Origin of the sequence: Kitasatospora sp. NPDC005751 (assembly GCF_040630835.1) — a bacterium.
In the GTDB taxonomy this organism is placed as follows: Bacteria; Actinomycetota; Actinomycetes; order Streptomycetales; family Streptomycetaceae; genus Kitasatospora.
The window spans coordinates 302,750-321,958 of record NZ_JBEXYC010000003.1; the positions used below are offsets into that span (position 1 = coordinate 302,750).

General features: G+C 73.3%; 17 protein-coding genes. 5 read left to right on the plus strand and 12 right to left on the minus strand.

The annotated features are described in order from the left end of the window. Positions 1-176 precede the first annotated feature (176 nt). The 3 genes from ABZ497_RS05795 to deoC are packed head-to-tail and all read right to left on the minus strand — an operon-like array spanning position 177 to position 3,545. On the minus strand, positions 177-1,079 hold the full coding sequence (locus tag ABZ497_RS05795) for an aldehyde dehydrogenase family protein (protein ID WP_329487980.1): 903 nt from the start codon (positions 1,077-1,079) through the stop codon (positions 177-179). Then, positions 1,072-2,553 carry an aldehyde dehydrogenase family protein gene (locus ABZ497_RS05800; protein ID WP_359803615.1) on the minus strand — a complete coding sequence of 494 codons (1,482 nt, stop codon included), beginning with the start codon at positions 2,551-2,553 and terminating at the stop codon, positions 1,072-1,074. The genes ABZ497_RS05795 and ABZ497_RS05800 overlap by 8 nt, the downstream gene beginning before the upstream one ends. A 5-nt stretch (positions 2,554-2,558) precedes the next feature. Continuing rightward, positions 2,559-3,545, minus strand: coding sequence for a deoxyribose-phosphate aldolase (gene deoC, locus ABZ497_RS05805; protein ID WP_329487978.1), 987 nt, complete (start codon positions 3,543-3,545; stop codon positions 2,559-2,561). 249 nt (positions 3,546-3,794) lie between these two features. On the opposite strand from deoC, the gene ABZ497_RS05810 reads away from it, so the two are divergent. After that, positions 3,795-4,472 carry a PH domain-containing protein gene (locus ABZ497_RS05810; protein ID WP_329487977.1) on the plus strand — a complete coding sequence of 226 codons (678 nt, stop codon included), beginning with the start codon at positions 3,795-3,797 and terminating at the stop codon, positions 4,470-4,472. A 67-nt stretch (positions 4,473-4,539) separates the two neighbouring features. Here ABZ497_RS05810 and ABZ497_RS05815 read toward each other — a convergent pair whose 3' ends face one another. From ABZ497_RS05815 to ABZ497_RS05825, 3 genes are all read right to left on the minus strand, one after another. After that, positions 4,540-6,255 carry a phospho-sugar mutase gene (locus ABZ497_RS05815; RefSeq protein WP_359803618.1) on the minus strand — a complete coding sequence of 572 codons (1,716 nt, stop codon included), beginning with the start codon at positions 6,253-6,255 and terminating at the stop codon, positions 4,540-4,542. Between the two features lie 154 nt (positions 6,256-6,409). Next, positions 6,410-7,231 carry a purine-nucleoside phosphorylase gene (locus ABZ497_RS05820; protein WP_329487975.1) on the minus strand — a complete coding sequence of 274 codons (822 nt, stop codon included), beginning with the start codon at positions 7,229-7,231 and terminating at the stop codon, positions 6,410-6,412. Between the two features lie 250 nt (positions 7,232-7,481). Next, positions 7,482-7,919, minus strand: a complete 438-nt coding sequence (locus ABZ497_RS05825; protein ID WP_329487974.1) for a gamma-glutamylcyclotransferase — start codon at positions 7,917-7,919, stop codon at positions 7,482-7,484. A 78-nt stretch (positions 7,920-7,997) separates the two neighbouring features. On the opposite strand from ABZ497_RS05825, the gene ABZ497_RS05830 reads away from it, so the two are divergent. Both ABZ497_RS05830 and ABZ497_RS05835 read left to right on the plus strand, forming a co-directional pair. Beyond that, the gene (locus ABZ497_RS05830; protein WP_352295404.1) at positions 7,998-9,452 is read left to right on the plus strand and encodes an NAD(P)H-quinone dehydrogenase; all 1,455 of its coding nucleotides are present in this window, start codon (positions 7,998-8,000) and stop codon (positions 9,450-9,452) included. A 236-nt stretch (positions 9,453-9,688) separates the two neighbouring features. After that, positions 9,689-10,648: a DeoR/GlpR family DNA-binding transcription regulator gene (locus ABZ497_RS05835; protein WP_359803684.1), complete on the plus strand. Its 960-nt coding sequence runs from the start codon at positions 9,689-9,691 to the stop codon at positions 10,646-10,648. 123 nt (positions 10,649-10,771) lie between these two features. Here the strand turns inward: ABZ497_RS05835 and ABZ497_RS05840 are convergent, their stop codons facing one another. From ABZ497_RS05840 to ABZ497_RS05865, 6 genes are all read right to left on the minus strand, one after another. Beyond that, positions 10,772-12,547 (minus strand): biotin carboxylase N-terminal domain-containing protein, encoded by a 1,776-nt coding sequence (locus ABZ497_RS05840; RefSeq protein WP_329487972.1) that lies wholly within the window; start codon positions 12,545-12,547, stop codon positions 10,772-10,774. Between the two features lie 220 nt (positions 12,548-12,767). Then, positions 12,768-13,505 (minus strand): hypothetical protein, encoded by a 738-nt coding sequence (locus tag ABZ497_RS05845; protein WP_359803621.1) that lies wholly within the window; start codon positions 13,503-13,505, stop codon positions 12,768-12,770. Between the two features lie 118 nt (positions 13,506-13,623). Further along, entirely contained in the window at positions 13,624-14,223 is a 600-nt protein-coding gene (locus ABZ497_RS05850; protein WP_329487970.1) for a nucleoside triphosphate pyrophosphatase, read from the minus strand. 80 nt (positions 14,224-14,303) lie between these two features. Then, the gene (locus tag ABZ497_RS05855; RefSeq protein WP_329487969.1) at positions 14,304-14,429 is read right to left on the minus strand and encodes a hypothetical protein; all 126 of its coding nucleotides are present in this window, start codon (positions 14,427-14,429) and stop codon (positions 14,304-14,306) included. Between the two features lie 126 nt (positions 14,430-14,555). Continuing rightward, positions 14,556-14,777 carry an acyl-CoA carboxylase subunit epsilon gene (locus ABZ497_RS05860; RefSeq protein WP_093861821.1) on the minus strand — a complete coding sequence of 74 codons (222 nt, stop codon included), beginning with the start codon at positions 14,775-14,777 and terminating at the stop codon, positions 14,556-14,558. 24 nt (positions 14,778-14,801) lie between these two features. Further along, complete coding sequence (locus tag ABZ497_RS05865; RefSeq protein ID WP_329487968.1) at positions 14,802-16,394, minus strand: acyl-CoA carboxylase subunit beta; 1,593 nt, start codon at positions 16,392-16,394, stop codon at positions 14,802-14,804. A 236-nt stretch (positions 16,395-16,630) separates the two neighbouring features. Here ABZ497_RS05865 and ABZ497_RS05870 point away from each other — a divergent pair, with 236 nt between their 5' ends. Next, a complete protein-coding gene (locus tag ABZ497_RS05870) occupies positions 16,631-17,524 on the plus strand; it encodes a biotin--[acetyl-CoA-carboxylase] ligase (protein ID WP_359803624.1) in 894 nt (297 codons plus the stop codon). A 169-nt stretch (positions 17,525-17,693) separates the two neighbouring features. Continuing rightward, the gene (locus tag ABZ497_RS05875; protein WP_329487966.1) at positions 17,694-18,818 is read left to right on the plus strand and encodes an adenylate/guanylate cyclase domain-containing protein; all 1,125 of its coding nucleotides are present in this window, start codon (positions 17,694-17,696) and stop codon (positions 18,816-18,818) included. The last annotated feature ends 391 nt before the right edge of the window (positions 18,819-19,209 follow it).

The window sequence follows — 19,209 nt, forward strand, 5'->3', positions numbered from 1 at the left end:
GGAGGAGAGCCGCCGGGGACACCGGAGGCGGAAAGTCGACGGACCCGCGCCAGGGGGGGAGAGGCGCGGGTCCGTCCAATGACCGTCCGGGCCCTGGGGGGGTGAGGGCACTGGGGACGGCCAGCTTGTGGAGTTGTTACTCGGTGGGCCCACCGGGCCCGGGGGTGACGAGGAGGTCAGATCCCCATCGGGTGCCAGACCGTCTTCGTCTCCAGGAACGAGAGTAGCCGGTCGGTACCGGGAGCATTGGTCCAGTCCTGGGCGAACGGGTCCAGCTCCGGACGGACCACCCTCTTCAGGGTATCCGCGGCGGCGGCTTCCAGCGCGCCCGCCGCGCCGGGACCGTCGGCGGCAATGGCGCCGGTGAGGTCCACCGCGTTGACGTCCTGGTGCGAGGCCAGGGTGGGCGCGATGTCGGCGGTCCGGCCCGAGATGATGTTGACCACGCCGCCGGGGACGTCCGAGGTGGCCAGCACCTCGCCCAGCGACAGGGCCGGCAGCGGGGCGTCCGCGGCCGCCGCGACCACCACGGTGTTGCCGGTGGCGATGGCGGGCGCGATCACCGAGACCAGGCCGAGCAGCGAGTGCCCGTAACCGGCCTGCGGGGCGACGATCCCGACCACACCGGTCGGCTCCGGGGTGGAGAGGTTGAAGAACGGCCCGGCGACCGGGTTGGCGCCGCCCGCGATCTGGGCGACCTTGTCGGTCCAGCCCGCGTACCAGACCCAGCGGTCGATGGCGGCGTCCACCAGGGCGGCGGCCTTCTTCGGGCCGACGCCCTCGGAGAGCGCCACCTCGGCGGCGAACTGCTCGCGCCGGCCCTGCAGCATCTCGGCGACGCGGTACAGCACCTGGCCGCGGTTGTACGCGGTGGTGCCGGCCCAGCCCTTGACGGCCGCGCGGGCCGCCAGCACGGCGTCCCGGGCGTCCTTGCGGGTGCCGAGCGGGGCGTTGGCCAGCCACTCGCCCTTCGAGTCCGTCACCTCGTACACCCGCCCGCTCTCGGAGCGCGGGAACTTCCCGCCGACGTACAGCTTGTAGGTCTTGAGGACATCAAGACGGCTCACGACATCAGACATCGAGGTAGGCCTCCAGACCGTGGCGGCCACCTTCGCGGCCGTAACCCGACTCCTTGTAGCCGCCGAACGGCGAGGTCGGGTCGAACTTGTTGAAGGTGTTGGCCCAGACCACGCCGGCCTTGAGCCGGTTTGCGGTCCAGAGGATGCGCGAGCCCTTCTCCGTCCAGATGCCGGCGGAGAGGCCGTAGGGGGTGTTGTTGGCCTTGTCGACCGCCTCGGCCGGGGTGCGGAAGGTCAGCACCGACAGGACCGGCCCGAAGATCTCCTCCTGGGCGATCCGGTGGGCCTGGCTGACGCCGGTGAAGACGGTCGGCCTGAACCAGAAGCCGGTGCCGGGCAGCTCGCAGGCGGGCGACCAGCGCTCGGCGCCCTCGGCCTCGCCGGCGTCGGTCAGCGCGGTGATCCGGGCCAGCTGGGCGGCCGAGTTGATGGCGCCGATGTCGGTGTTCTTGTCCAGCGGGTCGCCGACCCGCAGGGTGCCCATCCGGCGCTTCAGGGCGTCCAGCAGCTCGTCGTGGATCGACTCCTGGACCAGCAGGCGCGAACCCGCGCAGCAGACGTGGCCCTGGTTGAAGAAGATGCCGTTGACGATGCCCTCGACCGCCTGGTCGATCGGCGCGTCGTCGAAGACGATGTTCGCGGCCTTGCCGCCGAGCTCCAGCGAGAGCTTCTTGCGGGTGCCCGCGATCTGCTTGGCGATCGCCCGGCCGACCGGGGTGGAGCCGGTGAAGGCGACCTTGTTGACGTCCGGGTGCGAGGTGAGCGCGGCGCCGGTGCGGCCGTCACCGGTGACGATGTTGACGACACCCTTCGGCAGGCCCGCCTGGCGGCAGATCTCGGCGAAGCGCAGCGCGGTCAGCGGGGTGGTCTCGGCCGGCTTCAGCACCACGGTGTTGCCGGTGGCCAGCGCCGGGGCGATCTTCCACGCCAGCATCAGCAGCGGGAAGTTCCACGGGATGACCTGGCCGGCCACGCCCAGCGGGCGCGGGTTCGCGCCGTAGCCGGCGAAGTCGAGCTTGTCGGCCCAGCCCGCGTAGTAGAAGAAGTGCGCGGCGACCAGCGGCAGGTCGACGTCGCGGGTCTCGCGGATCGGCTTGCCGTTGTCGATGGACTCCAGCACGGCCAGCTCGCGGCTGCGCTCCTGGATGATCCGGGCGATCCGGAACAGGTACTTGGCGCGCTCGCTGCCGGGCAGCGCCGACCAGTCGGTGAAGGCCCTGCGGGCGGCGGCGACCGCGCGGTCGACGTCCTCCTCGGTGCCCTGGGCGAACTCGGCGAGCACCTGCTCGGTGGCCGGGTTGACCGTCTTCAGGGCCTCGCTGCCGGAGGAGTCGACGAACTCGCCGCCGATGAAGTGGCCGTACGAGGTGGCGATGTCACCCGCGGCGGCGGGGGACTCGGGTGCCGGGGCGTAGCTGAAGAGGCCGCCGGTCGGCTGGGCCGCGGGCTCCTCGATGTTCTTCTTCTTGGCCATGGTGATCAGTCCACCGTCACGTAGTCGGGGCCGGAGTACCGTCCGGTGGTCAGCTTCTGACGCTGCATCAGCAGGTCGTTGAGCAGGCTGGAGGCGCCGAAGCGGAACCAGTGCGGGGTCAGCCAGTCGTCGCCGAGGGTCTCGTTGACCATCACCAGGTACTTCATGGCGTCCTTGGTGGTCTTGATGCCACCGGCGGGCTTCACGCCGACCTGGACGCCGGTCTGCGCCTTGAAGTCGCGGACGGCCTCCAGCATCAGCAGGGTGACCGGCGGGGTCGCGTTGACGGCGACCTTGCCGGTGGAGGTCTTGATGAAGTCGGCGCCGGCCAGCATCGCCAGCCAGGAGACGCGGCGCACGTTGTCGTACGTCTGCAGCTCGCCGGTCTCGAAGATCACCTTGAGGTGGGCGGCGGTGCCGTCGGGGCGCTTGCACGCCTCCTTGACGGCGACGATCTCGTTGAAGACGTCCAGGTAGCGGCCGGAGAGGAAGGCACCCCGGTCGATCACCATGTCGATCTCGTCGGCGCCGGCCGCGACCGCGTCGGCGGTGTCGGCGAGCTTGACCGGGAGCGCGGCGCGCCCGGCGGGGAAGGCGGTGGCGACGGAGGCGACCTGGATGTCGGTGCCGCGCAGGGCGTCCTTCGCGGTGGCGACCATGTCCGGATAGACACAGATGGCGGCGACGCGCGGGGTGGCCGGGTCGGACGGATCCGGGGTCCGGCCCTTGGCGCACAGCGCGCGCACCTTGCCGGCGGTGTCCGCGCCTTCGAGGGTGGTCAGGTCGATCATCGAGATGGCCAGGTCGATGGCGTACGCCTTCGCCGAGGTCTTGATCGAGCGGGTACCGAGAGTGGCGGCGCGCGCCTCCAGGCCGACCTGGTCGACGCCGGGCAGGCCGTGCAGGAAGCGGCGGAGCGAGGCCTCGGACGCCGCAACGTCCTCAAGACCGCTGCCCGCAGCGCCGGGGGCATTGGCTGCAAGAGTGGACATAGTCACCACACCAGCATATCTACGCGCGTAGCCAACCGCTAGGGGGCCCGCTTTTCGATGCCGGACCGAGATCTCGGCCCGGTGGGCGCGGCCCGGGAGCGGCTCGCGGCGGGGGAGTGGCCGGGGAGTGGCGGGGAGCGGCGGGAGGAACGGCGGGGTCCGGCCGTCGGGCCGGGGGGCGACGGCCGGGGCCACCACGGTGATCGCCACCCCTGTAGATCACGGGGTGCATGGGGCAGAATCGTCGCCATGACCGAATCCGACGGCAAGCCCCACCAGGGCTCGGCCGGCTCCGACGGGGAGCCCGTGTACGCCGACCGCGTGTACCGCTCCATTCCCGGTGTGATCTCCGGTGTGCTCCTGCTGGCCGTGGCCGGGTGGCTGATCGGGGACGCGGTGCTGAACGGGACGGGCAGGACCCCGTACGTCGCGCTGGCCGCGGTACCGGTGTTCGCCTTCCCGGTGATCGCCTACACGCTGCGGCCGGCCGTGCGGGTGAACGACCGCCGGCTGGTGGTGCGCAACCCGCTGCGGACGATCACCGCGCCGTGGGCGGCCGTGGACGCCCTGCGCGCGGGGTACTCGGTGGAACTGCTGGCCGGGGGCCACAAGTACCAGGTGTGGGCCGTGCCGGTGTCGCTGCGCCAGCGCAAGCGGGCCAACCGGATCCAGCAGCGCGGCGGCGGGCAGCAGCACGCGTCCCGGCTGGGCACGGCCTTCGGGCGGCCGGCGCCGTCGGTGGTCGAGGGCGCGCCGGACCCGAACCGGGCCTGGTCCGACCAGGTGGTCGCGATCCTCCAGGAGACCGCCGAGCGGAACGCGGGCCGCCCCGACGCGGCAGGCCCGCTGGTCGTGCGGTGGTGCTGGTGGATCATCGCGCCGACCCTGCTCGGTCTGGTCGCGCTGATCGCCGCGATCGTCGCCTGAGCACGCCGAGGAGCACGACGAAGGGGCCCGCCGGGAACGGCGGGCCCCTTCGGCATGCGCGGGTGGATCAGGCGTCGATGCCGGCGGCCGCGGCCAGGTCGCGCTTGATCGCGCCCAGCAGCTCGGCGGCGCGCTCCCGGGCGGGGGCCAGGTCGGCGGCCGAGCCGACCGGGAGGACGACCTCCAGGTAGCACTTCAGCTTGGGCTCGGTGCCGGACGGCCGGACCACGATCCGGGCCGAGCGCACGCCCTCGCCAGCCAGGTAGTAGCGCAGGCCGTCGGTGGGCGGCAGGTCGGCGGAGCCGGCGGTCAGGTCGTCGGCCCGGGTGACCGTCAGGCCGGCCAGCACGGTCGGCGGCCGCTCGCGCAGGCGCTGCATCGCCTCCGCGATCAGCGCGAGGTCCTCCACCCGGACGGAGAGCTGGTCGGTGGCGTGCAGGCCGTGCTCCAGCGCCAGGTCGTCCAGCAGGTCGGCCAGGGTGCGGCCGGACCGCTTGAGGGTCGCGGCCAGCTCGGCGACCAGCAGGGCGGCGGTGATGCCGTCCTTGTCGCGCACGCCCTGCGGGTCGACGCAGTAGCCCAGCGCCTCCTCGAAGCCGTAGCGCAGGCCGTCGGCGCGGGCGATCCACTTGAAGCCGGTCAGCGTCTCGGCGTAACCAAGCCCGGCCGCCTCGGCGATCCGGCCGAGCAGGGTGGAGGAGACGATGGTGGTGGCGAAGGTGCCGGTGGCCCGCTTGGCGACCAGCGCGGCGCCCAGCAGCGCCCCCACGTCGTCGCCGCGCAGCATCCGCCAGCCGGTGCCGTCGCCGTCGGCGGTGCCGTTGGCCGGGACGGCCACCGCGCAGCGGTCGGCGTCCGGGTCGTTGGCGATGACGATGTCCGGGCCGACCGCGGCGGCGGTGCGGAAGGCGAGGTCCATCGCCCCCGGCTCCTCCGGGTTGGGGAAGGCCACGGTCGGGAAGTCCGGGTCGGGCTCGGCCTGTTCGGCGACCACGGTGGGCGCGGGGAAGCCGGCCCGGTCGAAGGCGGCGACCAGGGTGTCCCGGCCGACGCCGTGCATCGGGGTGTAGACGACGGCCAGGTCGCGCGGGCTGTGCGGGTCCACGATGGAGACGGCGCGGGCCAGGTAGGCGTCCACGACGTCCTCGCCGACGACGTCCCAGCCGTCCTCGGCGAGCGGGACCTCGGCGAGCGAGCCGATCGCGTCGATCTCGGCGGCGATCCCGGCGTCGGCCGGCGGGACGATCTGCGAGCCGTCGCCCAGGTAGACCTTGTAGCCGTTGTCCTGCGGCGGGTTGTGACTGGCGGTCACGGTGACGCCGGCGGCCGCGCCCAGGTGGCGGACCGCGAAGGCGAGCACCGGGGTGGGCAGCGCGCGCGGCAGCAGGGCGGCCCGCAGGCCGGCGCCGACCACCACGGCGGCGGTGTCCCGGGCGAAGTCGAAGGACTTGTGCCGGGCGTCGTAGCCGATGACGACGAGGTCGCCCAGGTTCTCCTTCTTCACGTACGCCACCAGGCCGGCGGCGGCCCGGATCACCACGGCGCGGTTCATCCGCATCGGGCCCGCGCCCAGCTCGCCGCGCAGGCCGGCGGTGCCGAACTGGAGGCGGTCGGAGAACCGCTCGGCCAGCCGCGACCAGGCGAGCTTGCTGTCCGACTCGGCGTCCGGGCCCTCGGCCGCGGCCAGCAGCGCGGCCAGCTCCTCGCGGGTCTGCGGGTCGGGGTCCTCGGCCAGCCAGGTCCGGGCCCGGGCGAGGAGATCGGTGGTGGGTGCCTGCGTCATGGCTGCGACTCCATGGGGAAGTGCGTCGGTTCGGTCGGCCGGAGGGTTCCGCGAGAGTGGGGCGCGCATGCGGACGGGGCCCGCGGGCGGGTGTGATCAGCGGATCACAGCCGCCCGCGAACCCCGTCGCTCACGATTGTGCGTCAGAGCCGGATCAGATCCGCTCAAGGACCTTCGCGAGCAGCGCGCCCATGCGCTCGGCGGAGGCCTTGCCGGCCTCCAGCACCTCGGCGTGGTTGAGCGGCTCACCGGTGATGCCGGCCGCCAGGTTGGTGACCAGCGAGATGCCGAGCACCTCGGCGCCGGCCTCGCGGGCGGCGATGGCCTCCAGCGTGGTGGACATGCCGACCAGCTCGCCACCGATCACCCGGGCCATGTGGACCTCGGCCGGGGTCTCGTAGTGCGGGCCGCGGAACTGCACGTAGACGGCCTCGTCGAGGGTGGAGTCCACCTCGCGGCAGAGGTCGCGCAGCCGCTTGGAGTAGAGGTCCGTCAGGTCGACGAAGTTGGCGCCGACGATCGGGGAGTCCGCGGTCAGGTTGATGTGGTCGCTGATCAGGACCGGCTGGCCGGGGACCCAGCCGTCGCGCAGACCGCCGCAGCCGTTGGTCAGCACGATGATGCCGCAGCCGGCGGCGGCGGCGGTGCGCACGCCGTGGACCACGGTGGCCACGCCGTGGCCCTCGTAGTAGTGGTTGCGGCCCAGGAAGATCAGGGCGCGCTTGTCGCCGATCTTCACCGAGCGGATCGTGCCGGCGTGGCCGGCCACGGCGGGGGCGGGGAAGCCCGGGAGGTCGGTGACCGGGAACTCCGCCACGGTCTCGCCGAGGGCGTCGGCGGCCGGCACCCAGCCGGAGCCCATCACCAGGGCGACGTCGTGGCGCTCGGCGCCGGTCAGCTCGCGCAGGCGCTCGGCGGCGGCCTGGGCGGCGGCGTAGGGGTCGGCGGAGACGACCGACTGAGGAGATGCGTTCACAGGTCCGAGGATAGACGGGAATCGGCTACGCGCGTAGAAGATCCCGGTACGACGTGCCGGATCGTTACCCGGATGGCGTGAAAGTACAGCTCGCAGGCCTGCTTCCGGCGGCTCTGGTGGGAGCAAGCTACAGCCGTCCGGCGCCGCGCGGCCGCCGAGCCGTGCGCCGGCCCGGGGCGGCGGGCGCCCGGGCCGGGGGGAGTCGGGGCCGGGGGGAGTCGAGGGCGGCGGTGCCGCGCGGGCCCGGAGGTCAGCAGGGGCGGCGGCGCAGGTCCAGGACGTAGTCGTGCGGCGCCCCGGCGCTCTCCGCCGCGTCGGCGACCAGGCCCAGGTAGCGGGCGGCGGGCAGGCCGCCCTCGTAGTCGTTGAGCACGTACGTCCAGACCGGGATGTCGCCGTCCAGGGTGTGCGCGCGCAGCTTGATCTTGCGGTAGATGCCGAGCTGGACGCCCTCCCAGCGGTCCAGGCCCTCCTCGTCCATCGGCGCGACGTCGTAGAGCGAGACGAAGACCTGCTCCTTCTCGTCCTCGACCACGGTGGCCAGCGAGCCCTCCCAGCCGAGCTGCTCGCCGCCGAAGGTGAGCCGCCAGCCGTCCAGCCACCCGGTACCGCGCAGCGGGGAGTGCGGAGCGCGGCGGGTCATCTGCCGAGCATCGAGGTTGGTGGCATACGCGGCGTAGAGGGGCATGGGGTGCAGCCTACGGCGACTGGGCGATCGGACAGAAGCCCCGACCCCGGCGTGGCAGCGCGCTCGGCATACGGGACAATGGTGGACGTGACTCGGATCGTGATCATCGGTGGCGGACCCGGCGGCTACGAGGCGGCGCTCGTCGCCTCCCAGCTCGGCGCGGAGGTGACCGTCGTCGACCGCGACGGTCTGGGCGGATCGGCGGTGCTCACGGACTGCGTGCCGTCGAAGACCCTGATCGCGACCGCGGAGGTGATGACGACCTTCGACAGCTCGTACGAAGAGCTGGGCATCATCGTCGCCGACGACACCCCACCGCTGGAGCGGCAGGCCCGGGTGGTCGGCGTGGACCTCGGCAAGGTCAACCGACGCGTCAAGCGCCTCGCCATCGCGCAGTCCCACGACATCACCCAGTCGGTGACCCGGGCCGGGGTCACCGTGCTGCGCGGCCGGGGCCGGCTCGGCGGCGGCGGGCAGGCCGTGGACGGCTCCCGCGAGGTGCTGGTGGACGCGCCCGACGGCAGCGTCCAGTCGCTGCACGCGGACGCGGTGCTGATCGCCACCGGCGCGCACCCGCGCGAGCTGCCGGACGCCCAGCCGGACGGCGAGCGGATCCTGACCTGGACCCAGGTGTACGACCTGGAGGAGCTGCCGGCCGAGCTGATCGTGGTCGGCTCCGGTGTGACCGGCGCCGAGTTCGCGGGCGCCTACCAGGCGCTCGGTTCCAAGGTCACCCTGGTGTCGAGCCGCGACCGGGTGCTGCCGGGCGAGGACCCGGACGCCGCCGAGGTGCTGGAGGAGGTCTTCCGCCGCCGCGGCATGAACGTGATGGGCCGCAGCCGGGCCGAGACGGTCAAGCGGGTCGGCGACCACGTCGAGGTGACGCTCTCCGACGGCAAGGTGATCAGGGGCACGCACTGCCTGATGGCGGTCGGCTCGATCCCCAACACCGCCGAGATGGGCCTGGAGGAGGCGGGGGTGAAGCTCAACGACTGGGGTCAGATCAAGGTCGACCGGGTCTCCCGCACCAGTGCCCCCGGCGTGTACGCGGCCGGTGACTGCACCGGCGTCTTCATGCTCGCCTCGGTGGCGGCCATGCAGGGCCGGATCGCGATGTACCACGCGCTCGGCGACGCGGTGCAGCCGCTGAACCTGAAGACCGTGGCCTCCAACGTCTTCACCGACCCGGAGATCGCCACCGTCGGCTACACCGCCGCCGACGTGAGTTGCGGCAAGATGGACGCGGTCGAGGTCAAGCTGCCGCTGCGGGGCAACCCGCGGGCGAAGATGCAGGGCATCCGGGACGGCTTCGTGAAGCTGTTCTGCCGCCCGGGCACCGGCATCGTGGTCGGCGGCGTGGTGGTCGCCCCGCGCGCCAGCGAGCTGATCCACCCGATCGCGCTCGCGGTGGACGCCAATCTGACGGTCGAACAGGTGGCCAGCGCCTTCACCGTCTACCCGTCCGTCTCCGGCTCGACCGCCGAGGCCGCCCGGCAGCTGCACATCCGCAAGCGGGCCGACGGCGAATCCTGAGCACCGGACGCGCAGTTGGGGGCGGCTGCCGGTCGGTGGCCGCCCTTCGCGCGGGCGGGCCCGTCACCCGGACGGCGGGCGCAGTCCCGGATTGCTGACGGCGCGTATTGTACGGTCACGCGCCGCTCGTGCGTGAGCAATTCCCGCTACTAGCTGCAAACGCCTGAAAGCAGACGGTCACGCAGGTTACCGTCGGTTCTGTGTTTGCAGCAGAACGTCGCCAGTTGATCCTCGAAATGGTGCGCGCCAACGGAGCTGTGTCGCTCCGCGAACTGGCCCGCGTCGTCCAGACCTCGGAAGTGACCGTACGTCGTGACGTACGGGCACTGGAGGCAGAAGGGCTCCTCGACCGCCGGCACGGCGGCGCGGTGCTCCCCGGCGGCTTCAGCCGCGAACCCGGCTATCCGCAGAAGACCCACCTCTCCGCGGCCGAGAAGAGCGCCATCGCCGATCTCGCCGCGGGCCTGGTGGAGGAGGGTGACGCGGTGGTGGTCGGCGCCGGTACCACCACGCAGGAGCTGGCCCGCCGACTGGCCCGGGTGCCCGGGCTGACGGTGGTCACCAACTCCCTGCTGGTCGCGCAGGCGCTGGCGCACGCCAACCGGGTGGAGGTGGTGATGACCGGCGGCACCCTGCGGGGTTCCAACTACGCCCTGGTGGGCAGTGGCGCCGAGCAGTCGCTGCACGGGCTGCGGGTCTCCAAGGCGTTCATCTCCGGCAGTGGACTGACCGCCGAGCGCGGGCTGTCGACCACGAACATGCTCTCCGCGAGCGTGGACCGGGCTCTGGTGCAGTCGGCTGCCGAGGTCATCGTCCTCGCCGACCACACCAAGCTCGGCGCGGACACCATGTTCCAGACCGTCCCGACCGAGACCATCACCCGGCTGGTCACCGACGAGCACGCCGCCGCCGACGACACCACCGCCCGCGAGCTGGACGCGCTCGCCGACTGCGGGGTGCAGATCGGCCTGGCGCCGCTGAGCGCCGCGCCGACCGGGGACGCCCCCGTGCACGGCACCGGCAGCGGGCCCGTCCACCAGACCCAGCCCGGCCCGCTGGCCCGGCGCGCGGCCCCGCCGCCCGGTGCCCCGCTGCCCGGTCAGCGCCGCCCCGGCGCGCACGGCGGCCCCGGTGGGCCGGGCGGCCCACTGCCGGCCCGGCTCGCCGAGCTGGGGGCCGTCCCGCGCGGGCGCTGACGCCGCCACCGGGCGGGCGCCGTGCCGGTGGCGGCGCCGACCGGTACCGCCGTCGCGGGGCCGGAAACGGAACCGGTCCGCACACCCCGAGGGGCGTACGGACCGGTCCGGCGGCCTGAGCCGTCAGTCCTTGATCTCGCAGAGCGCGGCGCCGCTGCTGACGCTGCCGCCGACCTCGGCCTTGAGGCCGACCACGGTGCCCGCCTTGTGGGCGTTCAGCGGCTGCTCCATCTTCATCGCCTCCAGGACGACGATCAGCTCGCCCTCGGCGACGACCTGGCCCTCCTCGACGGCGACCTTGACGATGGTGCCCTGCATCGGGGAGGCCAGGGTGTCACCGCTGACCGCCGAGCCGGCCTTCTTGGCGCCGACCCGGCGCTTGGCCTTGGCCGCACCGCCGGTGGCGGCCGCCGGGGCGGACGCGACGCCCAGCGAGGACGGCAGCGAGACCTCGATCCGCTTGCCGCCCACCTCGACCACCACGGTCTCGCGGCCCTCGGCCTCCTCGCCCTCGCCGGGCGCACCGGCGAACGCGGGGATGGTGTTCTGGAACTCGGTCTCGATCCACCGGGTGAAGACCGTGAACGGTCCGTCGCCGCCGTGCACCTCGGGCGCGAACGCCGGGTCGGTCACGACCGCGCGGTGGAACGGGATGGCCGTGGCCATGCCCTCGACCTTGAACTCGGCCAGCGCCCGGGCGGCGCGCTGCAGCGCCTGCTTGCGGGTGGTGCCGGTGACGATCAGCTTGGCGAGCAGCGAGTCCCAGGCGGGGCCGATGACCGAGCCGGTCTCGACGCCCGCGTCCAGCCGGACGCCGGGGCCGGACGGCGGCGCGAACAGCGTCACCGTGCCGGGCGCGGGCAGGAAGCCGCGGCCCGGGTCCTCGCCGTTGATGCGGAACTCGATCGAGTGACCCCGCACCTCCGGGTCGTCGTACCCGAGCTCCTCGCCGTCGGCGATCCGGAACATCTCGCGGACCAGGTCGATCCCGGTGACCTCCTCGGAGACCGGGTGCTCGACCTGGAGGCGGGTGTTGACCTCCAGGAAGGAGATCAGCCCGTCCTGGGAGACCAGGAACTCGCAGGTCCCGGCGCCGACGTAGCCGGCCTCCTTGAGGATGGCCTTGGACGCCCGGTACAGCTCGGCGTTCTGCTCGGGGGTGAGGAACGGCGCGGGCGCCTCCTCGACGAGCTTCTGGTGCCGGCGCTGCAGCGAGCAGTCACGGGTGGAGACGACCACCACGTTGCCGTGCCGGTCGGCCAGGCACTGGGTCTCGACGTGCCGGGGGTTGTCCAGGTACTGCTCGACGAAACACTCGCCGCGACCGAAGGCGGCGACCGCCTCGCGAACCGCGGACTCGTAGAGCTCCGGGATCTCCTCCAGCGTGCGGGCGACCTTGAGGCCGCGGCCGCCACCGCCGAACGCCGCCTTGATGGCGACCGGGAGGCCGTGCTCCTGGGCGAAGACGACGACCTCGTCGGCGCCCGAGACCGGGTCCGGCGTGCCGGCGACCAGCGGGGCACCGGCGCGCTGCGCCACGTGCCGGGCGGTGACCTTGTCACCGAGGTCGCGGATGGCCTGCGGGGGCGGGCCGATCCAGGTCAGGCCCGCGTCGAGGACGGCCTGGGCGAACTCGGCGTTCTCCGACAGGAAGCCGTAGCCGGGGTGGACGGCGTCCGCCCCCGAGTCGGCGGCGGCCTTCAGGACCTTCGCGATGTCGAGGTAGCTGGTACCGGGGGTGTCGCCGCCCAGCGCGTAAGCCTCGTCGGCCGCGCGGACGTGCAGCGCATCCCGGTCCGGCTCGGCGTAGACGGCGACGCTGGCGATACCGGCGTCCGAGCAGGCCCGGGCGACGCGGACGGCGATTTCTCCGCGGTTGGCGATGAGCACCTTGCGCACTGTGGCTCCCTTCTTGAACCTGGTCGAGTTTATGGATTTCTGGGTGGTACCGGCGAGTAGCCCCAGGTTGTGAACTATCCCACACGGAGGGTGATGCGTTCGGGGACCCGATCCGCGACCCGGTCGGGGTCTTCCCAGGTGGGTGCCGGTGCCGTCGCCGCGAGCCGTCCCGTGCGGACGGTGACGGGGCGGCGCGGCGACGCGGTGGCCTTGGCCACACTCACCCCGCGGGGGCCGCGGAGGCGGCCCGCTCGCGGGCCGGCGCGGTGATGTCGGCGGCCAGTTCCACCACATCGGGGCCGTAGGCCTTCGGGTTGACGACCTTCAGGACCAGGGCGAACGAACCGTCCTCACCGTACCGGCGGGCGAGCCGGCGGTGGTTGGCGACGAGGTAGCGGACGCCGGCGTGGTTGGCGATGCCGGTCTGGCCGGATATCAGGAAGACCGGGTGCCCGCCCTCGGGGGTGGCGAGGCGCGCCAGCAGGGCGTACACCTCGGTGTCCCAGTCGACGGTGAAGGTCCGGTCGCCCACCACGATGACGTTGTTCGGGCCCTCCGAGCCGTTGGTGACCGTCACTCCGGGCAGCCCCCAGGCCAGGTGGGCGGCCATCCGCTCGTTGCTGCTGGGGCCGCCGAAGCAGAACTCGGTCTTGGTGCCCAGGCCGCGGTGGACGGCGTCGTGCGCGACCAGGTCGGTCCGCGCGTCGCACTCCTTCACCAGTGCGGCCAGCTCCATCAGCGCGTAGGCGTCGCGCCGGGTGACCGTCCGGGCGTGCGCCCCGACCCCGACGCTGCGGTTCACCACGATCAGGCACTCGCTGCCGGCCGGCAGGCCGAAGAAGGCGCGGACCCGCTCCAGCCGCCGGCGGCGGCGCAGGTTCTGCGCGAGCCAGGCGAGCGCGGCACTGATCGCGCTCGCCACCAGCCCCAGCAGCACGTTGAGCAGACTGTCGGTCATCGGCCTGTCCCCTCCCCGTTCGAACGGCGGCGGTCAGCCTAGCGGGCTCCCGCGAGGGCCACGGGGACGGCCGGTGAGGGGACCGGTCGGGCCTCGTGGCGGGGGAGCCGGCGGCGGATCAGGCCCAGAGGTCGGTGATCCGGACGCCGAGGTCGGCGAGCAGCCGGCGGAGCAGCGGCAGGGAGAGGCCGATGACGTTGCCCGGGTCGCCGTCGATGCCCTCGACGAACGGCGCCGAGCGGCCGTCCAGGGTGAACGCGCCGGCCACGTGCAGCGGCTCGCCGGAGGCGATGTAGGCGGCGACCTCGTCGTCGTCCGGGGTGCCGAAGCGGACGGTGGTGGAGGCGGTGGCCGAGGACTGCTCGCCGGTGGCGGTGTCGATCACGCAGTGCCCGGTGCGCAGCACCCCGGACCGGCCGCGCATCGCCTGCCAGCGGGCGAGGGCCTCGGCGGCGTCGGCGGGCTTGCCGAGCGCCTGCCCGTCCAGCTCCAGCACCGAGTCGCAGCCGATCACCAGCTCGCCGCCGGTCAGCTCGGCGGCGACCGCCTTGGCCTTGGCCTCGGCGAGGACGAGGGCGAGCTCGGCGGGGCTCGCGGCGGTGATCGCGTCCTCGTCGACGCCGCTGACCACCACGCGCGGGTCGAGGCCCGCCTGGCGCAGCAGCCCGAGGCGGGCGGGGGAGGCGGAGGCGAGGACGAGGGCGCGGCGGTCGGTCATGCCCACCAGGGTAGGGGGTGGCCGCCGTCGCTCCGCCCGCCCGCCGGGGGCCGGTCCGGGCGCCGGTCAGACCACACCGGTCAGACCATCAGCAGGACGGCGATCAGCAGGAGGCAGGCCGCGAGCACATGGCCGGCGCGGCGGAGCCTCTCCTGCAGTCGGCGGGCCTCCGGGGAGGGCTCGTCGCGGGGGTCGGACCAGAGCACCTGTCCAGGGTGCGTCGCGCCGCCGCGGTGACGCCTGAGTACGCGTACTCAGCTTTCGGGGCAATCCGGGCGCGCGAAGGGGGTGGGACGCCGGACGGGCCGGCCTCCCACCCCCTCCCGGCGGTGCTAGCCGGCCCAGCCCGAGGTGCGCCAGGCGTTGACGCCCGGGCGGGGGGTGGCGCGCAGCCGGCGGGCGCGGTCGTTCCAGGCGGAGTCCGGGCCGGCGCCGGCCCGGCGGGCCGCCTCGGCGGCCGCCTGCGCGGCGGCGGCCCGGGACTGGACCACCGCCAGGACGGTGGCCAGCTCCTCGGGGGTCGGCTGCCCGTGCAGCACGTGGATCGGGGCCATGGCTCAATCCTCTCGCGGCAGCGCTTACAGGGGGATGTTTCCGTGCTTCTTCGGCGGCAGCACCTCACGCTTGCCGCGCAGCGCGCGCAGCCCGCGGACGATGTGCCGGCGGGTGTCGCTCGGCGCGATGACGGCGTCCACGTAGCCGCGCTCGGCGGCCAGGTACGGGTTGAGCAGGGTGTCCTCGTACTCGGAGACCAGCTCGGCCCGGCGGGCGTCGACGTCGGCGCCCGCGGCGGCGGCCTCGGCCAGCTCGCGCCGGTAGACGATGTTGGCCGCGCCCTGCGCGCCCATCACCGCGATCTGCGCGGTCGGCCAGGCCAGGTTGAGGTCGGCGCCCAGGTGCTTGGAGCCCATGACGTCGTACGCGCCGCCGAAGGCCTTGCGGGTGATCACGGTGATCATCGGCACGGTGGCCTCGGCGTAGGCGTAGATCAGCTTGGCGCCGCGGCGGATGATGCCGTCCCACTCCTGCTCGGTGCCGGGCAGGAAGCCGGGCACGTCCACGAAGGTGATCACCGGGATGTTGAAGCTGTCGCAGGTCCGGATGAACCGGGCGGCCTTCTCGCTGGCGTTGATGTCCAGGCAGCCGGCCAGGTCCATCGGCTGGTTGCCGACGATGCCGACCGGGTGGCCCTCGACCCGGCCGAAGCCGGTGATGATGTTGCCCGCGTACAGCGCCTGGGTCTCCAGGAACTCGCCGTCGTCCAGGACGTGCTCGATCACCGTGTGCATGTCGTACGGCTGGTTCGCCGAGTCCGGCACGAGGGTGTCGAGTTCGAGGTCCTCGTCGGTGACGGAGAGGTCCGCCTCCTCGGGGAAGGCCGGCGGGTCGGAGAGGTTGTTGGAGGGCAGGTACGAGAGCAGGCTCTTGACGTACTCGATCGCCTCCTTCTCGTCCGCGGCCAGGTAGTGCGCGTTGCCGGACTTGGTGTTGTGGGTGCGCGCGCCGCCCAGCTCCTCCATGCCGACGTCCTCACCGGTGACGGTCTTGATCACGTCCGGGCCGGTGATGAACATGTGCGAGGTCTGATCGGCCATCACCACGAAGTCGGTGATCGCGGGCGAGTACACCGCGCCGCCCGCGCAGGGGCCCATGATCAGCGAGATCTGCGGGACGACCCCGGAGGCGTGCACGTTGCGGCGGAAGATCTCGCCGTACAGGCCGAGCGAGACCACGCCCTCCTGGATCCGGGCGCCGCCGGAGTCGTTGATGCCGATGACCGGGCAGCCGGTCTTCAGCGCGAAGTCCATCACCTTGACGATCTTCTCGCCGAACACCTCGCCGAGCGAGCCGCCGAAGACGGTGAAGTCCTGCGCGAAGACGGCGACCTGACGGCCGTCGACGGTGCCGTAGCCGGTCACCACGCCGTCGCCGTACGGGCGGTTCTTCTCCTGGCCGAAGTTGGTCGAGCGGTGCCGGGCGAACTCGTCGAACTCCACGAAGGAGCCCTCGTCCATCAGCTCGACGACGCGCTCACGCGCGGTCAGCTTCCCCTTGGCGTGCTGCTTCTCCACGGCCTTGGCGGAGCCGGAGTGCACCGCCTCGTCGATCCTGCGCCGCAGGTCGGCGAGCTTGCCGGCGGTGGTGTGGGGGTCGTACGGGGCCTCGGTCATCGGGTGGGCTCTCCCTGATCCATGGGCCGCGGCCTGTTCGGTGGTACGCGCGTCTGGGCGGGGACACGCGCATGAGGGCAGGGCGGCGCAACGAACTACCGTCGAGTAGCGTAGCCAGCACCGGGGCTTTCCGGTTATGGCCAGCGACACAGTGTGTCAACGCCCGTTCTGCGGGACGATATGGCGGCCTACGGCCACCGCGCGGCGGGCGGGGCGAAACCCCTAGTCTCGTGGTCATGACCGAATCCGACACCCCCCGCCGCAGTGGACTGCGCGGCTTCGGCCACGCCGGGCCGTCGCCCTGGACCGATCTGGACCGGCCGCCGCTGGACGCCGAGGCGCTGCGCCGCGACCTCGTCCGGCCGGGCGGGTTCTGGACCGCGCTGGACATCGTCACCGAGACCGGTTCCACCAACAGCGACCTCGCCGCCCGGGCCGGGGCCGGCGCGCCGCAGGGCGCCGTGCTGGTCGCCGAGGCGCAGAGCGCCGGGCGCGGGCGGCTGGAGCGGCAGTGGACGGCGCCGCCCCGGTCGGGGCTCTTCCTCTCCGTCCTGCTTCGCCCGGACGAGGTACCCGTCGAACGGTACGGCTGGTTGCCGATCCTGGTCGGCGTCGCCGCGGCCGCCACGCTGAGCCGGGTCGCCGAGGTCGAGGTCGGCCTGAAGTGGCCCAACGACCTCCAGGTCACCGTCGACGGCGCGGAGCGCAAGCTCGGCGGCATCCTCACCGAGCTCAGCGGTGGCGCGGTGGTGGCCGGCCTCGGCCTCAACGTGTCGCTGCGCGAGGGCGAGCTGCCCGTCCCGACCGCCGCCTCGCTGCTGCTGGCCGGCGCCGCGGTGACCGACCGGTCCACCCTGCTCCGCGCGCTGCTGCGCGAGTTCGCCGTCCTCTACACCGAGTGGACGGCCGCGGCCGGCGACCCGCACGCCAGCGGTCTGCTGGCCGCCTACGCGGACCGGTGCACCACGCTCGGCCGTCCGGTCAAGGTCCACCTGCCGGGCGACCGTGAGCTCGTCGGCGAGGCGGTGGCGATCGACGGCGACGGCCGGCTGGTGGTCCGCACCCCCGACGGTGCACGGCGTCCGGTGGGCGCGGGAGACGTCGTCCATGTGCGCCCCGAGCCGCGCTGAGCGGCACTCTTCACCTCTCCTTGACCCGGGCGGATGCCCCGGATCGCGGGATTCCGTGCGAACATTCCACCTGGCAGCAGTGTGAGGCGCGCCACTGCCCGGCGGGTGGCGGGCGCGTTCGGACAGGCAGGACACGAGGCAAGTGCGGCGACCGCACGGGGACGGACCGGTGGCAGAGGACGGCGGCAACGGCGGTACGGCGGGCTCCGACGACCAGACGGTCGCGCTCGACCTGGAACGCCTGATCCTGGACGCGCCACGCCGCTACACCCCGTACCAGGCCGCGCGGGCCGCCGACGTCCCGATGGAGCTGGCCACCCGCTTCTGGCGGGCGATGGGCTTCCCGGACATCGGGCAGTCCCGGGCGCTCACCGACGGCGACGTGATCGCGCTGCGCCGGCTCGCCGGTCTGGTGGAGTCGGGCCTGCTCAGCGAGCCGATGGCGATCCAGGTCGCCCGCTCGACCGGGCAGACCACCGCCCGGCTGGCCGGCTGGCAGATGGACACCTTCCTGGAGAACCTCACCCAGTCCGTCGAGCCCGGGCTGACCCGCGCCGACGTGGCCTACCCGCTGGTCGAGCTGCTGCTGCCGGAGCTGGAGCAGTTCCTGGTGTACGTCTGGCGCCGCCAGCTGGCCGCCGTCACCGGCCGGGTGGTGCAGGCCGCCGAGGACACCGAGATCACCAGTGGCCGGCTGGCCGTCGGCTTCGCCGACCTGGTCGGCTTCACCCGGCTCTCGCGCCGGCTGGAGGAGGAGGAGCTCGGCGAGCTGGTCGAGACCTTCGAGAACACCTGCTCCGACCTGATCGCCGGCCAGGGCGGCCGGGTGATCAAGACCCTCGGCGACGAGATCCTGTACGTCTCCGAGGACCCGGGGACGGCCGCCGAGATCGCGTTCAGCCTGATCGAGGCGCTGGCCGAGGACGACACCATCCCCGCGCTGCGGGTCGGCATGGCCTTCGGCACCGTCACCTCGCGGATGGGCGACGTCTTCGGCACCACGGTCAACCTGGCCAGCCGGCTCACCTCGATCGCCCCGAAGGACGCGGTGCTGATCGACGGCGAGTTCGCGGCCGCGCTGGAGCAGAACGGCAGTGTCGCCCCGGCCGACGCGGACGGGCCGGGGCTGGCCGAGGCGCTGTCGGCCGCCTCCGGACTGCCCGCCTCCGGGCTCCCGGTGCCGGCGCCGGACGCGGGGCGCCGGTTCAGCCTCCAGCCGATGTGGCGCCGGCCGGTGCGCGGGCTGGGGCTGGTCGAGCCGTGGCTGCTGTCGCGGCGGCCGCGCGGCGAGTAGCGGGCGCCGCCACGTACCGCCGGGCTCCCGGAGGCCGCGGGGAGTACCCGGCCGCTCACGGGGTAGGCCGACGTCCGGGCAGGGCGCGGCGGAGTCCGGGCCGGCGGCACGGTCACCCGGCGGGGCCGGTGGCCGTCGTCCGAAAGCCGTACGGCTGAAACCGGTCCGGCCGGGCGGATCCGTGCGGGCAAACGGGGCATAACCGAGCGAAACCGCCCTAGTCTTGGTGCAGGCGGACGGGTCCGGTTCGCGGTGGGTGAGCCACCGCGCCGGACGGGACCGAGCACAGGGAACGGGGCGAGCCGGTGGGCAGTGAGGCGATCACGACGGACCGCGGTTGCGTGTGCGACCGCCCGGAGCTGCCGGCCGTCCCCGACCCGCGGCTGACGTC

Bases quoted from the DNA above. Each gene is read 5' to 3' on its own strand.
- ABZ497_RS05795 (WP_329487980.1), bottom strand. From the start codon at position 1,079: ATGTCTGATGTCGTGAGCCGTCTTGATGTCCTCAAGACCTACAAGCTG.
- ABZ497_RS05800 (WP_359803615.1), bottom strand. From the start codon at position 2,553: ATGGCCAAGAAGAAGAACATCGAGGAGCCCGCGGCCCAGCCGACCGGC.
- deoC (WP_329487978.1), bottom strand. From the start codon at position 3,545: ATGTCCACTCTTGCAGCCAATGCCCCCGGCGCTGCGGGCAGCGGTCTT.
- ABZ497_RS05810 (WP_329487977.1), top strand. From the start codon at position 3,795: ATGACCGAATCCGACGGCAAGCCCCACCAGGGCTCGGCCGGCTCCGAC.
- ABZ497_RS05815 (WP_359803618.1), bottom strand. From the start codon at position 6,255: ATGACGCAGGCACCCACCACCGATCTCCTCGCCCGGGCCCGGACCTGG.
- ABZ497_RS05825 (WP_329487974.1), bottom strand. From the start codon at position 7,919: ATGCCCCTCTACGCCGCGTATGCCACCAACCTCGATGCTCGGCAGATG.
- ABZ497_RS05830 (WP_352295404.1), top strand. From the start codon at position 7,998: ATGGTGGACGTGACTCGGATCGTGATCATCGGTGGCGGACCCGGCGGC.
- ABZ497_RS05835 (WP_359803684.1), top strand. From the start codon at position 9,689: ATGGTGCGCGCCAACGGAGCTGTGTCGCTCCGCGAACTGGCCCGCGTC.
- ABZ497_RS05845 (WP_359803621.1), bottom strand. From the start codon at position 13,505: ATGACCGACAGTCTGCTCAACGTGCTGCTGGGGCTGGTGGCGAGCGCG.
- ABZ497_RS05850 (WP_329487970.1), bottom strand. From the start codon at position 14,223: ATGACCGACCGCCGCGCCCTCGTCCTCGCCTCCGCCTCCCCCGCCCGC.
- ABZ497_RS05860 (WP_093861821.1), bottom strand. From the start codon at position 14,777: ATGGCCCCGATCCACGTGCTGCACGGGCAGCCGACCCCCGAGGAGCTG.
- ABZ497_RS05865 (WP_329487968.1), bottom strand. From the start codon at position 16,394: ATGACCGAGGCCCCGTACGACCCCCACACCACCGCCGGCAAGCTCGCC.
- ABZ497_RS05870 (WP_359803624.1), top strand. From the start codon at position 16,631: ATGACCGAATCCGACACCCCCCGCCGCAGTGGACTGCGCGGCTTCGGC.